17 protein-coding genes and 1 tRNA gene are annotated in these 13,753 nt (G+C 69.8%); 6 read left to right on the top strand and 12 right to left on the bottom strand.

The features are described from left to right. The first annotated feature begins 29 nt into the window (after window positions 1-29). Complete coding sequence (locus AB0J40_RS05795; RefSeq protein WP_364448138.1) at window positions 30-1,223, top strand: FAD-dependent monooxygenase; 1,194 nt, start codon at window positions 30-32, stop codon at window positions 1,221-1,223. On the opposite strand, the gene dcd is transcribed toward AB0J40_RS05795, so the two are convergent. Beyond that, window positions 1,220-1,801, bottom strand: coding sequence for a dCTP deaminase (gene dcd, locus AB0J40_RS05800; protein WP_364448141.1), 582 nt, complete (start codon window positions 1,799-1,801; stop codon window positions 1,220-1,222). The two genes, AB0J40_RS05795 and dcd, sit on opposite strands and share 4 nt — an antisense overlap. A 22-nt stretch (window positions 1,802-1,823) precedes the next feature. Next, window positions 1,824-3,017, bottom strand: coding sequence for an oxygenase MpaB family protein (locus AB0J40_RS05805; protein WP_364448144.1), 1,194 nt, complete (start codon window positions 3,015-3,017; stop codon window positions 1,824-1,826). Between the two features lie 110 nt (window positions 3,018-3,127). Between AB0J40_RS05805 and AB0J40_RS05810 the strand changes: the two genes are divergently transcribed. Then, window positions 3,128-3,198 (top strand) — tRNA-Gly (locus AB0J40_RS05810). A gap of 47 nt (window positions 3,199-3,245) precedes the next feature. On the opposite strand, the gene AB0J40_RS05815 is transcribed toward AB0J40_RS05810, so the two are convergent. The 4 genes from AB0J40_RS05815 to AB0J40_RS05830 form a co-directional block, all read right to left on the bottom strand. Then, on the bottom strand, window positions 3,246-3,638 hold the full coding sequence (locus AB0J40_RS05815) for a nuclear transport factor 2 family protein (RefSeq protein ID WP_364448146.1): 393 nt from the start codon (window positions 3,636-3,638) through the stop codon (window positions 3,246-3,248). Between the two features lie 113 nt (window positions 3,639-3,751). After that, a complete protein-coding gene (locus tag AB0J40_RS05820) occupies window positions 3,752-4,939 on the bottom strand; it encodes a DUF6596 domain-containing protein (protein ID WP_364448149.1) in 1,188 nt (395 codons plus the stop codon). Further along, the gene (locus AB0J40_RS05825) at window positions 4,936-5,286 is read right to left on the bottom strand and encodes a YciI family protein (RefSeq protein ID WP_364448152.1); all 351 of its coding nucleotides are present in this window, start codon (window positions 5,284-5,286) and stop codon (window positions 4,936-4,938) included. The genes AB0J40_RS05820 and AB0J40_RS05825 overlap by 4 nt, the downstream gene beginning before the upstream one ends. A gap of 99 nt (window positions 5,287-5,385) precedes the next feature. After that, window positions 5,386-6,036, bottom strand: coding sequence for a hypothetical protein (locus AB0J40_RS05830; RefSeq protein ID WP_364448155.1), 651 nt, complete (start codon window positions 6,034-6,036; stop codon window positions 5,386-5,388). Between the two features lie 87 nt (window positions 6,037-6,123). Between AB0J40_RS05830 and AB0J40_RS05835 the strand changes: the two genes are divergently transcribed. Both AB0J40_RS05835 and AB0J40_RS05840 read left to right on the top strand, forming a co-directional pair. Further along, a complete protein-coding gene (locus AB0J40_RS05835; protein WP_364448158.1) occupies window positions 6,124-6,501 on the top strand; it encodes a nitroreductase family deazaflavin-dependent oxidoreductase in 378 nt (125 codons plus the stop codon). 9 nt (window positions 6,502-6,510) lie between these two features. Next, complete coding sequence (locus AB0J40_RS05840; protein ID WP_364448161.1) at window positions 6,511-7,041, top strand: GNAT family protein; 531 nt, start codon at window positions 6,511-6,513, stop codon at window positions 7,039-7,041. Here the strand turns inward: AB0J40_RS05840 and AB0J40_RS05845 are convergent. From AB0J40_RS05845 to AB0J40_RS05860, 4 genes are all read right to left on the bottom strand, one after another. Further along, window positions 7,034-7,360 carry an MmcQ/YjbR family DNA-binding protein gene (locus AB0J40_RS05845; protein ID WP_364448164.1) on the bottom strand — a complete coding sequence of 109 codons (327 nt, stop codon included), beginning with the start codon at window positions 7,358-7,360 and terminating at the stop codon, window positions 7,034-7,036. The two genes, AB0J40_RS05840 and AB0J40_RS05845, sit on opposite strands and share 8 nt — an antisense overlap. Window positions 7,361-7,398: 38 nt before the next feature. Continuing rightward, the gene (locus AB0J40_RS05850) at window positions 7,399-9,090 is read right to left on the bottom strand and encodes a bifunctional metallophosphatase/5'-nucleotidase (protein WP_364448167.1); all 1,692 of its coding nucleotides are present in this window, start codon (window positions 9,088-9,090) and stop codon (window positions 7,399-7,401) included. A 116-nt stretch (window positions 9,091-9,206) separates the two neighbouring features. After that, entirely contained in the window at window positions 9,207-9,986 is a 780-nt protein-coding gene (locus AB0J40_RS05855; protein ID WP_364448170.1) for an alpha/beta fold hydrolase, read from the bottom strand. Window positions 9,987-10,037: 51 nt separating this feature from the next. Next, window positions 10,038-11,117: a Gfo/Idh/MocA family oxidoreductase gene (locus tag AB0J40_RS05860; protein ID WP_364448173.1), complete on the bottom strand. Its 1,080-nt coding sequence runs from the start codon at window positions 11,115-11,117 to the stop codon at window positions 10,038-10,040. A gap of 370 nt (window positions 11,118-11,487) precedes the next feature. Here AB0J40_RS05860 and AB0J40_RS05865 point away from each other — a divergent pair, with 370 nt between their 5' ends. Beyond that, window positions 11,488-12,114: a VanZ family protein gene (locus AB0J40_RS05865; RefSeq protein ID WP_364448176.1), complete on the top strand. Its 627-nt coding sequence runs from the start codon at window positions 11,488-11,490 to the stop codon at window positions 12,112-12,114. On the opposite strand, the gene AB0J40_RS05870 is transcribed toward AB0J40_RS05865, so the two are convergent. Continuing rightward, window positions 12,055-12,231, bottom strand: a complete 177-nt coding sequence (locus AB0J40_RS05870) for a hypothetical protein (protein WP_364448178.1) — start codon at window positions 12,229-12,231, stop codon at window positions 12,055-12,057. The two genes, AB0J40_RS05865 and AB0J40_RS05870, sit on opposite strands and share 60 nt — an antisense overlap. Window positions 12,232-12,624: 393 nt before the next feature. Beyond that, the gene (locus tag AB0J40_RS05875; protein ID WP_364448181.1) at window positions 12,625-12,924 is read right to left on the bottom strand and encodes a methyltransferase domain-containing protein; all 300 of its coding nucleotides are present in this window, start codon (window positions 12,922-12,924) and stop codon (window positions 12,625-12,627) included. A 27-nt stretch (window positions 12,925-12,951) separates the two neighbouring features. Between AB0J40_RS05875 and mug the strand changes: the two genes are divergently transcribed. Further along, complete coding sequence (gene mug / locus AB0J40_RS05880; protein ID WP_364448184.1) at window positions 12,952-13,512, top strand: G/U mismatch-specific DNA glycosylase; 561 nt, start codon at window positions 12,952-12,954, stop codon at window positions 13,510-13,512. Window positions 13,513-13,753 lie beyond the last annotated feature (241 nt).

The raw sequence follows: 13,753 nt of genomic DNA on the forward strand, positions 1-13,753 counted from the left end.
TTTCTAAGAGATTCGAGGGGGCGAACGAGATGAGCAAGGCACTGATCATCGGGGGAGGCATCGCGGGCACGATCACGGCCATCGCCCTGCACGAAGCCGGGCACGAACCGGTGTTGTTCGAGGCGTACGACCGGGGCGCCGAGGGCGTCGGCGCGTTCCTCACGCTGGCGGTGAACGGCCTGGACGCGCTGCTGCCGCTGGGTCTCAAGGACGTCGTCAAGGGCGCGGGCTTCGACTCGCCCCGCATGTCGATCGGGCTCGGCAACGGCACCCGGCTGGCCGAATTCCGCCTGGGCGGCGCGCTGCCGGACGGCACGGTGAGCCAGACCGTCCTGCGCTCCGACCTCTACGTCGCCCTGCGCGACGAGGCCGCCCGGCGCGGGATCCACGCCGAGTACGGCAAACGCCTGATCGGCGCGAGCCAGACGTCCGGCCAGGTCAGAGCCGACTTCTCGGACGGCTCGCAGGAAACCGGCGACCTGCTGATCGGCGCCGACGGGCTCCGCTCGCGCGTCCGCACGATCATCGACCCGGACGCGCCGGCGCCGCGGTACGTGCCGCTGCTCAACACCGGCGGGTTCGCCGAAGGCCTTTCCCTCCCGGACGAGCCGGGCGTGCTGAACATGGTGTTCGGCAAGCGGGTGTTCTTCTGCCACGTCGTCAGCCCGGACGGCCGCGTCTGGTGGTTCGCGAACCCGGCGCGCAAGTCCGAGCCGACCGCGTCCGAACTGGCGACGCTCGCCGGGGAGAAGCTGCGCGCCGAGCTGCTGCACCTGGTGGCGCCCGACCGGACGCCGGCGACGGAGATCATCCGCGCGACCCGCGAGATCTACCCGGCGTGGCCGACGTTCGACTTCCCGACGGTCCCGGTCTGGCACCGCGGCCGCATGGTGATCATCGGCGACGCGGCGCACGCGACGTCACCGGCGGCCGGCCAGGGCGCCTCGATGGCCATCGAAGACGCCGTCACGCTGGGCAAATGCCTGCGTGACGTGCCGGACGTCGAGCAGGCGCTGCGCACGTACGAAGGCCTGCGGCGCGAGCGCGTCGAGGCCGTGGTCGCGGCCGGGAAGCGCAACGGCGAGCAGAAGGTGATCGGGCCGGTCGGGCGCGTCGTCCGCGACTTCTTCATCAAGCGGGCGTTCTCGAAGCCGTTCGACGAGGACCCGAACGAGTTCATGTGGAGCCACCACATCGACTGGAACGAGAAGATCGCCGCTTAGCGCCAGGTGTCGACGCGGTGGAAGTTCTTGTACGCCCGGCTCGGGGTCGGGCCGCGCTGCCCCTGGTAGCGGGACCCGGCTTCGGTCGAGCCGTACGGGAACTCGGCCGAGCTGGAGAGCCGGAAGATGCACAGCTGGCCGATCTTCATGCCCGGCCAGAGCGTGATCGGCAGGTTGGCGACGTTCGACAGCTCGAGCGTGATGTGCCCGGAGAAGCCCGGGTCGATGAAGCCGGCGGTCGAGTGCGTGAGCAGCCCGAGGCGGCCGAGCGACGACTTGCCCTCGAGGCGGCCGGCGAGGTCGTCGGCCAGGGTGACGAGCTCGAACGTCGAGCCGAGGACGAACTCGCCCGGGTGCAGCACGAAGGGCTCGTCGCCCTCCTTCTCGACGAGCGAGGTCAGCTCGTCCTGCTGCAGCTGCGGGTCGATGTGGGTGTACTTGCTGTTGTCGAAGACGCGGAAGAACCGGTCGAGCCGGACGTCGATGCTCGACGGCTGGACCATGCCGGCATCGAAGGGGTCGATGCCGAGCCGGCCGGCGTCGAGCTCTTTGCGGAGGTCACGGTCACTGAGCAGCACGGCCGAAGCCTATCCGGTGGAGTCAGGCGACCCGCATGTGCTGCCCGTAGGACGTGTCGGGCGCGAAGATCTTCTCGAGCCGCTTCACGTACCCGCGGCGCCCGGCCTCGCCGATCCGCTCCTGCAGCGCGGTGGCCCCGGGGATGAGCCGCCGCACGGTCTCGGCGGCGAAGTTGACCCCGGCGACGGCGACGATCGCGGCCTGCGCGACGGGGTCGTTCGGCAGCCCGAGGAAGTCGGCGTTGGTCTTCCCGAGCACGAGCCTGCTGATCGACGAGTGCACGGCGACGGAGACGTGCGACAGCACTTTCCCAACGGCGCCGCGCCCCTCACCGACGGCGGCGTTGGCCTCGATCAGCGCCTTGGCGAGCCGCTTCGAGTCGTCGTCCGGGATGAACTCGGTGGCGGCGAGCAGCCAGAGCAGGCGCCAGGCGTCCTCTTCGGAGGTGGGGAGCAGCTCGTCGTCGACGCCCATGAGCCAGCCGATGTACCGCCAGAGGTGCAGGATGTCGCCGCGCTCGCGGGCGGAGTAGCGCAGGCCGAGCAGCTGCGTGCCGAAGACGTAGACGAGGGAGAAGAGCAGGAGGGTGCCGGCGGTCTGAACCTGGTTGACGGGCCGGTCCCAGGCCTCGTAGTCCCAGTCGTCCCGCCGGTTCATGGCGGCGCGCACGTGGGCGTGCACGAGCCGGATCCGCAGGGCGGAGGCGTAGCCCTTTTCGCCGTGCTTGAGGGCACCGGGGGTGGTGACGTCGATCCACCAGGTGGCGGTCTCGACGAGCCGCCGCGTGGCCTTGTATTCGATCTCCCCGGTCCCGACCAGGGCTTTCGTTGCGCGGGACGCGAGGTAGCCGCCCATCAGCGACATGTCACCGAGCGGGAAGAGCCCGAGCAGCCCGGCCCGGGTGATCGCCCGCGCACCGCGCTCGAGCCGTTCGTCATAGACCCAATAGGGCTTGGCGTTGACCTCGTCGAAGAAGTCCTTGAGCGGCCCATCGGCGGCGGCGCCGTTCTTCAGCGCCTCTTCGAAGAGCCGCCGCCCTTCCCCTTTGGGCTGCCGCGCCATCCAGGCGACGACGTCGTCGGCGCGCTGGTCCTGGACCTGCGCGAACTCCCGGATCCGGGCGACCTGCCGCTCGTCACCCCGGATGTCCCCGTCGATGAACAGCCGCTGGGCCAGCCGGAACCCACCTTCCCGGAACAGCTCGGGCTCATCCATGGCGCTCACCTCCGAGGTCGACAACAAGTGTTGTCACTTGAAGCGGAGGAGTCAAGGAGGGAGGGGTCTGGACATGGGTATCACGGCGCCGTGTATGCTGACGACGCACTGCGGATGTAGTTCAATGGTAGAACATCAGCTTCCCAAGCTGAATACGCGGGTTCGATTCCCGTCATCCGCTCTCAACGAAAAGCCCCGGGCGCGAAGCCCGGGGCTTTTCGCATTGTTTCAGGCCCAGAAATTGTCGTCGGCGGCTTCGTCGCTCGAAACGTCCGTCAGTTCCGCGGCCTTGCCGTCGCGCATGCGGAAGACCAGCGCGTGGCGGGTGTCCAGTTGTTTCCCGTCGCGCGTGCCGGTCGAGTGGTAGACCGTCACGACTTCCTCGTCGTTCGCGTAGACCTCTTCCAGCTCCACCTTCAGCGTTCCGCCGCTTCGTTCGGCGAGCTGCCCGTACATCGCGAGGATCGCGTCGCGGCCTTTGTGGTCGCCGGAGAACATGTTGTGGCCGGGCATGTGCTGCACGGCGTCCGGGGCGAGGAGTTCCGACAGCGTGGCGACATCGCCCGCGGAAAAAGCCTCGTAGCCCCGGCGGATGAGAGTGGCGTTCTGGTGTTCGGCCATGGGTGGCCTCCTCGGGGGTAGGACGTCCGTCCATCGAACGCGCCCGTCCGGACCACGGTCAAGACCCCGGTTTTTCACCGGCCGGTAAGGAAAACACCCACCAACCTGCCCGTCTATTGTGGACTCAACCGGCGGCGCAGGTGGGCCGCGTGGGCGGCCGGGAGGCCCGTCTCCACCGCCCGCTCCAAAGCCTCGGCAGCGGTTGGGGAACCCAAGCGGTGCAGCAACTCCGCGCGCGACGCGTGCCACCACGGGTAGTCGGCCAGCCCCGGCAACGCGTCCACCAGCGCCAACCCCGCCGCAGGACCGTCCCGTTCGGCCACCGCGGCTGCGCGGTTCAGGCGCACCACCGGCGTGTCCTGGATCGACAACAACACGTCGTACCAGGAAATCACCGCGTCCCAGTTCGTCTCCGCGTACGACGGTGCCAGGTCGTGGCAGGCCGCGATCGCCGCTTGGACCACGTACGCGTTCGGCGTCGACGGCGTCCGGCGCAACCCCGTCCCCACCAGCTCGACGCCCTCTTTGATCAGCGCGAAGTCCCACGCCGAGCGGTCCTGGTCGGCCAGCAGCACCGGCACGCCGTCGGAGAACCGGGCCGCGCGGCGGGCGTCCTGCAGCAGCACCAACGCCAGCAACCCCAGCGCCGTCGGCTCGTCCGGCATCAGCGACACCAGCAACCGGGCCAACCGCACTCCTTCGGCCAGCAGCGACTCCCGGCCCGTGTAGCCCTCGTTGAAGATCAGGTACACCGTCGACGCGACGCCGGCCAACCGCGAAGGCAGCTCTTCGGCGGGCGGCACCCGATAAGGAATGCGCGCCTGGGCGATCTTCTGCTTCGCCCGTGTCAGACGCTTCGCCATCGTCGCCTCGGGGACCAGCAAGGCACGGGCCACCTCCGGCGTCGACAAACCGCCCAGTGTCCGGAGCGCCAAAGCGACCTGCGTATCCAGCGACAACGCCGGGTGGCAGCACGTGAAGACGAGCCGCAGCAGGTCGTCGCGCACGGAAACCGGGTCCGGCGACGGGTCGACGGCCGGCATCGCGACCGCCTCCTTCCCGAGCCGCTTCGCTTCGCGGCGGACGACGTCGACCGCGCGGCGGCGGGCCGCCACCAGGAGCCAGCCGCGCGGATTGTCCGGGACGCCGTCGCGCGGCCACGTCTCCAGCGCGCGCACGACGGCGTCCTGGACCGCGTCCTCGGCCAGGTCGACGCTGCCGGTGACGCGGACCAGCGTGGCCAGTACCCGGGTGCCCTCGTCCCGGACCAGCCGCGCGACCGCGTCCCCGGCGCCGGTCACTTGCCGAAGTCGACGACCGGACGGACCTCGATCGCGCCGTCCCAGGCGCCCGGGATACGCGACGCGACCTTGACGGCTTCGTCGAGGTCGGCGCACTCGAGGAGGTAGAAGCCGGTCAGGGCTTCCTTCGTCTCGGCGTACGGGCCGTCGCTGGTGACGAGGTCGCCGCCCTTGCCACCGGTGACGCGGACCGTCGTGGCGGTCGCCGTCGGGTACAGCGCCGCACCGCCGCGGATGACGGCCTGGGCGCCGTCGTGGAACTCGTTGTAGTCCTTCATCATGTCGGCGGCCTCGGGCAGCGACGGGTCGACGTCGGAGGCGTAGATGATGGCGGCGTACTGGGGCATGGCTGCTCCTCACAGGTCCTCAACCGGCGCCGATCGCCGGTTCTCACTGTAAGGACGAACGGCGCGGACGTCCTCAGGACAACCGCGCCGCACTTTTTCTCAGCCCTCGACGAGCTCCCAGTCGCTGCCCGGGGTCGCGCGGTCGTACACCTGGCCGGGTGCGGCCTTCAGCACCGTGCGGACGTCCGGGTACAGGCCCGCGACGTGCTCCAGCTCCAGCCCTTCGACCTCGAAGTCCTCCGCCTCGGGGACCTCGAAGCCGACGAACAGCCACGTGCCGTCCTGCTCGCGGACGACCTGGCGGACCGCGCGGACCGGGGCGTCAGGGCCGGTCGGGATCTCCGTCAGGCCGGTGCTGATCTGGGCCTCGTCGTCCGGCGAGCCTTCGAACTTCCAGGCCGCGCGGCGCTGGGTCAGCAGGCGGACGTCCTCGTCCTCGTCGTCGGAACCCGTCACCGACGACAGCAGCCACGTGCGGCGCTCGGGGTCCCAATCGGCGGCCATGCCCGTCGGCATACCGGCGAGAGCGGTCAGCTGCGGCAGCAGCTCGACGGCTTCGCGCAGCGACATCTTCCGGAAGCTCTCGCGGTTGACCAGCACGTCGTCGGACAGCTCGGTGCCGTCGCTGATGAACCAGTCGTCCTCGTCGTCCAGCACGACGAAGCCCAGCGCGTCCGGGTCGTTCACCAGGGCCAGCGCGATGATGACCGGCCCTTCCGGGTCCTGGCGCAGCGGCCATTCGGTCGACATGCGCCATATCCCACCATCGGGCGATCCGGCGACCGAAGCCGGGGTCAGCGCTCGATAAATTCATCACGCGTTGATATTATGCCGGTCATGGTGCTGCCCAAGGGTCTCGCGCGCTTCAACCGCGTGGTGACGAATCGGATCAACAAGTACTTCGTGAACCGGGCGCCGGGTTTCGGCCTGCTCGTCCACAAAGGACGAAAATCCGGCAAGGAGTACCGCACGCCGCTGAACGTCTTCCGCAGCGACGACGGCTTCGTCGTCGCACTCACCTACGGTCCGGACACCGACTGGGTCAAGAACGTGCTGGCCGCGGAGAGCTGCACCCTCATCACGCAGCGGAAAAACTACCGCGTGCACTCGCCCGAGCTCGTGCATGATGAGTCGCGGAAGGCCATGCCGGTACCGATCCGGCAGATCCTCGGCCTGCTGAACGTCCACGACTTCCTGCTGCTGAAGCGGGACTAGGGGGGAGAAATGCTCGAGGGGGAGCTCGTCCGGCTGCGCGCGCTCGAACCGGAGGACGCCGACCGCATCCACCCGTGGCTCGGCGATCCCGAGGTCTGCCGGTGGATGACCAACGACCACCCGCTCTCGCTGGCGCAGGTGCGCAAACGCTGCGAAGAACGCGCCGTCAACACGTACGAGAAGGTCGTCCTCGGCATCGAGGCCAAGGCCGAGCGCAAGCTCATCGGAGTCATCGACCTGCGCGACGCCGAACCCGAGGTCGGGGAAGCCGAGCTGGACGTCTACATCGGCGACGCCGAATACCGCCAGGGCGGCGGCTACGGCACCGAGGCGCTGCGCCTGATGTGCCGCTACGGCTTCAACAACATGCGCCTGCACCAGATCACGCTCTGGGTCGTCGCCGAGAACGAGGTCGCCCGGCACGTCTACCGGAAGATCGGGTTCGTCGAAGAGGGCCGGCACCGCGAGTCCTTCGTCGGCGAGAACGGCGAGCGCCACGACATGATCCTGATGAGCATGCTGCGCGGGGAGCTCACCTGAGCAGCCGGCGCGGCGCCTTCCGCCGCCACGCTTCTTCCAGCAGCTCACGCAGCTGATCGACGTCGACGCGCTCGAGGTCGACGATGATCGAGCCGTGGCCGTCGTAGTGCGGCGTCGTGAAGAAGGCCGCGTCGCCGGAGTCCAGCAACGCGGCCTTCTCGTCGAGCCCGCACAGCACGACCAGGCCGCCTTCGGCCTCGGTGCGCAGCCGCGCGAACCCCTTGCCCGCCACCTTCAGCGCGGGCGTGCGGTACCAGGTCGACGCCTCGGCCTCGGGGAGTCCCGAGGCCAGGCGTACGACGTCTTCCCAGGTCGTCATGGGTTCATTGTCGACCCGCTGTCTTGCAAAAACGGGAGCTACGGCAGCCGGGTGATCCGGTCCGCCGCGGGCGGGGCCAGGTTCGGGTGGGCGCCCAGGTACGCGATCAGCGCGTCCAGGTCCACCGGTCCGCCCGCCAGGTCCGTGCCCTTGGTGAACTCGGTGAAGCCGTCCCCGCCGGCGGCGAGGAAGTTGTTCACCGACACGCGGTAGGTCGCCGCCGGGTCGACCGGCGTGCCGTTGACCGTGATGGCCGAGACCCGCGAGCCGATCGGCGCGCTCGCCGAGTACGAGTAGTGCAGCGAGCTCGAGATCTGGAGGATCTTCGTGCCGCTCGCGGTCCACTGCTGTTCCAGCACGTTCTTCAGGTTCGCGCCGGTCAGCGTGATCGTCTGCATGATGTTCGAGAACGGCTGGACGGTGAACGCCTCGCCGTAGGTCACCACGCCGTCGCCCTCGCCGTTCGGCGACGACTTGTACGTCAGGTCGGCGCGGATGCCGCCCGGGTTGGTGATCGCGACGACCGGGTTGTTCGACTGCGTGCCCGCGAGCTGCGCGTCGGCGATGACGTCGCCGAGCGGTGACTCGCCGGCCGCGTTGCCCGCCGCGGGCAGGTCCGCGGTGATGGTGCCGACCTGCTTGTTCGCGATCGGGCCGGACTTCGCCTTGGCGTCGGCGACCAGCGCGGCCACGGCCGGGTCCGGCGTGACGGTCCGCGTGACGATCTCGTTGAACGCCTTGGTCTGCGACCGCACGACGTCCCGCGTCTTCAGGCTGATCTTGAGGTCCATCACGGAAAGCAGCCGGCCGAACGACGAGCCCTGGATGACCGGCCGCGGCTGGCCCGCCGGGTCGTTGATCACGCAGTTGTACTGCTGGTGGCTGTGCCCGGTGAAGAACGCGTCGACCTTCGGGGTCACCGCGGCCGCGATCGCGGCGGCCGGGCCCGGGCGCAGCTTGCAGTCGTTCGGGCCTTCGACCTCGGTGCCGTCGCCCTGGTGCATCAGCACGACCTGGGCCTTGACGCCGAAGTAGTCGAGCAGGTCCGCGGTGCGGTTGATCGCCTCGACCTCGTCACCGAACTTCAGGCCCTTGATCGCCTCCGGCGTGACGACGGAGGGCAGGTCCTTCAGCGTGGCGCCGATGACGCCGATCGGCACGCCGCCCTCGAACTTGACGGTGAAGGGCAACAGCGCGGGCAGGCCGTTGGTGAAGTACACATTGGACCCGAGGAACGGGAACTTCGCACCGTCGAAGGTCTTCTGGAACTGGCAGCCGTCGGTGGGGTGGCACCCGCCGAACTGCATGCGCTGCAGCTCCTTGTAACCCTCGTCGAACTCGTGGTTCCCGACGACGGACGCGTTCACGCCCAGCATGTTCAGGAAGTCGATCGTCGGCTCGTCGTGGAACAGCGCCGAGGTCAGCGGCGACGCGCCGATGTTGTCACCGGCGGACACGACGAACGAGTTGCGCACCTGCGAGCGCAGCTGCTTCACGTGCGTGGCCAGGTAAGCGGCGCCGCCGGCGTCCACTGTGGTCCCGTCCGACTGCACGACGCGCCCGCTGGAGCCGGACGGCGGCTCGAGGTTGCCGTGCAGGTCGTTGAACCCGATGATCCGGACGTCGGTGGTGGGGTCCGGGCGCTGGCCCGCGGACGCGGGTGCGGTGGTCACCGCCGTCGTCGCCAGCGCGGCCGCGGCGAACACCACGAGCCGGGTTGAAAGCCTCATGCGTGTAATTCCTCCGATTCGCGCCCAAGGTCCCCGAACGGGCGCACGGCGGAGGATTCTGCCTCGCGAAGCAGTCAGCTACCAGGGTCAAAAGACGGACGTAAAGCGAATGTCACCTAACGGCTGCCCTGGAGCAGCACGTCGGCGACGAGCGCCGGGTCGTCGTTCATCGGCACGTGCCCGCAGCCGGGCAGCAGCCGGAACGTCCCGTTCGGCGCGACCTTCCGCAGGTCGGCGACGCGCGGCCGGGCGAGGATCCGGTCGTGCTCGGCCCAGGCGATGGTGACCGGGACGCCGGTGACCGGGCCGGTGAAGCGGAAGTCGCCACGCGACTGCGCGGCGGTGGGTTCGAAGCCCGGCGCGGTCGCGAGCGCGCGGGCGTCCTCGACGACGTCGTCCGGGGTCAGCAGCGCCGGCCGCCCGACGATCATCCCGGTCAGCGCCTTGCGCCCGGCCGGAGTCGCGGCGAGGCGGCGCACGACGTGCGGTGGTGTGCGCTGAGCCAGCGCGCGGTGGGCCTTGAGCGTCGCGATCGCGTACATCTTCTGCGTACGGTTCCAGAGCCCGGCCGGCGACAACGCCGTGACGCTGCGGACGAGGCCCGCCTGCCCGAGTGCGAGCGAAAGCAGGCCGCCGAGCGAGTTGCCCGCGACGTGCGGCCGGTCGAGGCCCAGGTCGGTGAACAGCTCCTTGAACATCACCAGCGCCGGCTCGATGCCGTACCCGCCGGACGGCTCGGGCGACTCGCCGAAGCCCGGCAGGTCCACGGCGATGACGTCGCGATGCGGCGTGAGCAGCGGGAACACCGGCGCCCACGCCTGACGGCGGTGCCCGATGCCGTGGATCAGCACCAGCGGCTCGCCCCGGCCCGCGCGGTCGTAGACAACGTCGTCCATCACCCGAGCGTAAGACGGCCGTAGCGGAAAAGCTACAACCGTCGGTAACAGTTACTCTGCGTCCGGCTGGATCCGCGTCCCGGTGTCGGCCGACCGCTGGACCGCGTCGAGCACGCGGTGCACGCGCAGGGCGTGCGCGAAGTCCGGCAGGTCGCCCTTGAGGTGCCGCGCGTAGGCGTGCGCGACGTTGTACGACGGCTCGGCGCTGCGCCCGGCCAGCTGCGGGAGCTCGTACCGGGCGGGCACGGTGAGCTTCTCCAGCGTGCCGGTCCGGCTGCCGCGCATCGTCAGCTTCGCGATCCAGAACAGCGGGTCCGCGGCGGTGACGACCAGGGTGCCCTCGGTGCCGTTGATCTCCCAGTGGAAGTCCGTGGCGGGCGACGACCCGCCACGCAGGTGCAGCGACGCGACCGCGCCGCCGGTCAGGACACCGGTGACGGCGATCTGGTCCGGCGCGGTCATCGGGACGGACTCGCCGGTGACCTCGTCGCGCACCCGCGGCCGGACGGTCGCCATCGTCGCCGACAGCTCGGCGAAGCGGCCGAGCACCATGTCGAACGCGTCGACGGTGTGCGCGAACGGGATCGTCAGCATGGTCGCCCCGCCTTCGGGGTGCAGCTGGTAGTCGCGCCCGGCCCGGACGCTCGGCCCCCAGTTGCCGCCCGAGCCGATCAACGACGTCGAGAGCACGCGGCCGACGTAGCCGTCCTTGATGAGGTCGCGCAGGTAGCGCAACGCGGGCGCGGACCGCCCCTGCAGGCCCACCGCGGTCCGCTTGTCGCGAGCGGCCTCGACCAGCGCCTCGGTCTCGGCGAGGCTCGCGCCGAGCGGCCACTCGCTGAGCACCTGCTTGCCGGCGGCCAGCGCGGGCTCGATCAGCGCCCGGTGCTCGGACACCTTCACCGCGACGACGACGAGGTCGACCTCCGGGTGCCGCGCCAGCTCCCCGGCGTCGCCGAAGGTCAGCGGCACGCCGTACTTCTCCCCGGCCACCCGCGCCGACTCGGCGCTGCTCCCGCTCAGCGCGCGGAGTTCGTAGCCGTCCACGGCGGCCAGCGCGGGCACGTGCGCGGTGGCGGCCCAGCCGCCGTTCGCGCTGAGCCCGACGATGCCGACCCGGACCGGTGCCATGAGCGTTCCTTTCGTTGCCCCGCACAAGACTTCGACGTGCCGAGCGTTGTGGGCATTCCCCGGTCCGCGCAAGCAGCAACCGGTTATGTCTCGACATGACATCGATCACCGGTAACGGCCGCCCGGACCGCGACGATGAGCCGGACACTACGACGTGTGGGGGACAAGTGGGCATCGAAGTCGTACTCGTGGTCCTGGCCGTCGTCGTGCTGCTGATCGGCGGCACGGTGTTCAGCGCGTGGCGATCCGAACGCTCCGAGGACCGCGAAGACGACTGACCGATCGGCCCGGCCGCGGTCGGCCGAGTGGCCGATGGGGTCCGGCTCTTCGACCGAAGTAGCCGCCGGCCAAGATCCATAACGTCGGTGGCATGACGAACGCACAGGTCACCGCCCTGCAGTACGGGTTCATCGGCTTCCTGGCGCTGTGGACCGTGGTGCTGGTGCCGCAGCTGATCACGCAGCTCGCGCGCTACGGCGGCCTGCGCGTCCGGGGCCTTCTGACGACCGCCGCGGTGCTGTTCTACGGGTGCATGACCCTCGCGGTCGTCTTCCTGCCGCTGCCCGGGCCGGGCACGCGCCGGCTGAGCCAGACCGTGCAGCTGCACCCGTTCCAGTGGATCGCGGACATCCACACGGAGATGCTCAAGCACGGGTCGCAGTGGTTCATGACGCAGACGTTCCAGCAGGCGTGCCTGAACGTGCTGCTGTTCGTGCCGCTGGGGGTGTTCGCGCGGGTGCTGTGGCGCCGCGGGCTCGTCGGGACGCTCCTGATCGGCTTCACGGCGTCACTGCTGATCGAGATCACGCAGCTCACGGCCAACTTCGGGACGGCGCCGTACGTCTACCGCATCTTCGACGTGGACGACCTCATGAACAACGCGGCCGGCGCGGGGATCGGCTGGGTGGTCGGAGCGCTGCTGCTGGCGGTCCTGCGTTCACCGATCGGCGTGCAGCCGACCCGGCGCGAGCGGGTCCACCTCGCCGAGACGCGCTAGCCGGGCTTTCCGCTGCAGGGCGGCCCGCTTGGCGGCCCGGCGATCCTCGAGGACGACGACGAGGGCGGCGACCGCGATGACCAGCGCGACGAGGCCGAGGATGAGCGGAAGCTGCACGAAATCCTCCTCGGTACGGCGCTGTGCGGGAGATCACACAGGTTACGCAGGTCCGTGGCGAATTCGCTACCCCCCGCGACCGGCGAGGGCGGTGAACCAGGTCCGATCCGCGGTGAGCCACCGCTCGAAGACCAGATCAGCCGACGTCAGAACGGTCTCCAGCGCCAACCGGCGGCAAGTGAACTCTTGCTCCTACGACGGGGATCGGCCGCGCGACGGGCTCCGACAGGCGGTGGCTACCACCTGCCGGCCCATCCGGCCCTCACCGGACAGCCCCCGCCCGTCCCTGGGGGGCGTCCCCGGTTCCAGCGTATCGGCGGCCCCCGACAAAATCACCGAACAAGGCTGACTGCCGCCAAGTTGTCCACAACCGCGGCGACCTGTGGACAGACGTCAGCCGACGGGCAGGTGGCTCCCCAGCAGCACCGCGTCGAACGTCCGCCCGAGGTCCAGGTCCCCGATCCGCGCGCACACCGTCGGAGCCCGGACTTGCGCGAGCATCGCCGGCGAATCGTCGACCGCGACCACCGGATGCCCCAGCGCGAGCAACGGATGGGTCACCCGCCCGGTCCCGCACCCCAGCTCCAGGATCGACGCACCCGGCGGCAGCGCCGCGTGCACGATCTCCGGCTCACCGGAAGCCGGCAGCAGCAGGTAGACCTCGACCGGACAGCCGTCCGCGGTGACCTCCACTCCGCCAGCGTGCCGGAAACTGGGGAAGTGAGCACCCGACCCACCAAGGACCAGCTGGCCGCCGCGTACGGCACGACCATCCCGGACGTCATCGCGCCCGGGCTCGACGTCCTCTTCTGCGGCATCAACCCCGGCCTCTACTCCGGCGCGCTGAAACAGCACTTCGCCCGGCCCGGCAACCGCTTCTGGCCCGCCCTCCACCGCGGCGGCTTCACCCCACGCCTGTTCAAGCCCAGCGAACAGGAAGAACTCCTGGCCCTGAAGCTCGGCATCACGAACGTCGTCGCCAGGACCACCGCCCGCGCCGACGAGCTCACCGATGACGAATACCGCGAAGGCGGCAAGATCCTCCAGGCAAAGGTCGAGGAGTACCGGCCGCGGTGGCTCGCCGTCGTCGGGATCACCGCCTACCGGACCGCGTTCGGCTTTCCCAAGGCACGCGTCGGGGCGCAGGAGCACCGGATCTGCGACACCCACGTGTGGGTCCTGCCTAACCCGAGCGGGCTCAACGCGCACTGGACGCCGGACGGGCTCGCCGCCGAGTTCGCCGAGCTGCGGGCCGCATCCCAAGCGCGTCGAAATCGTTGAACAAGGGCGAGCCACCCTCAGTAGCGCCAACTGCCCCATCGGGTCCTCTCCAGCCCGGCCGAACCTCCTCTTCAAGATCGTCTTCTACCCAAAGTTTGCTGTGACCTGCGGATTGGGCCATGAGGGGGAATTGGCGTCATGAGCTGCGCAATCGCGACTCGTACCTAGCAGGAGGAGTCACTTTTGGCCGGTCCCGCAGGGGGGACCGGGCGGTGCCGGACGCGTGAACCGAGGGGATGCG

This window comes from Amycolatopsis sp. NPDC049691 (genome assembly GCF_040675005.1).
GTDB lineage: Bacteria > Actinomycetota > Actinomycetes > Mycobacteriales > Pseudonocardiaceae > Amycolatopsis.

Coding starts and splice junctions, on each gene's coding strand:
- AB0J40_RS05795 (WP_364448138.1), top strand. CDS start 30: ATGAGCAAGGCACTGATCATCGGGGGAGGCATCGCGGGCACGATCACG.
- AB0J40_RS05805 (WP_364448144.1), bottom strand. CDS start 3,017: ATGGATGAGCCCGAGCTGTTCCGGGAAGGTGGGTTCCGGCTGGCCCAG.
- AB0J40_RS05815 (WP_364448146.1), bottom strand. CDS start 3,638: ATGGCCGAACACCAGAACGCCACTCTCATCCGCCGGGGCTACGAGGCT.
- AB0J40_RS05825 (WP_364448152.1), bottom strand. CDS start 5,286: ATGCCCCAGTACGCCGCCATCATCTACGCCTCCGACGTCGACCCGTCG.
- AB0J40_RS05830 (WP_364448155.1), bottom strand. CDS start 6,036: ATGTCGACCGAATGGCCGCTGCGCCAGGACCCGGAAGGGCCGGTCATC.
- AB0J40_RS05835 (WP_364448158.1), top strand. CDS start 6,124: ATGGTGCTGCCCAAGGGTCTCGCGCGCTTCAACCGCGTGGTGACGAAT.
- AB0J40_RS05840 (WP_364448161.1), top strand. CDS start 6,511: ATGCTCGAGGGGGAGCTCGTCCGGCTGCGCGCGCTCGAACCGGAGGAC.
- AB0J40_RS05845 (WP_364448164.1), bottom strand. CDS start 7,360: ATGACGACCTGGGAAGACGTCGTACGCCTGGCCTCGGGACTCCCCGAG.
- AB0J40_RS05850 (WP_364448167.1), bottom strand. CDS start 9,090: ATGAGGCTTTCAACCCGGCTCGTGGTGTTCGCCGCGGCCGCGCTGGCG.
- AB0J40_RS05855 (WP_364448170.1), bottom strand. CDS start 9,986: ATGGACGACGTTGTCTACGACCGCGCGGGCCGGGGCGAGCCGCTGGTG.
- AB0J40_RS05860 (WP_364448173.1), bottom strand. CDS start 11,117: ATGGCACCGGTCCGGGTCGGCATCGTCGGGCTCAGCGCGAACGGCGGC.
- AB0J40_RS05865 (WP_364448176.1), top strand. CDS start 11,488: ATGACGAACGCACAGGTCACCGCCCTGCAGTACGGGTTCATCGGCTTC.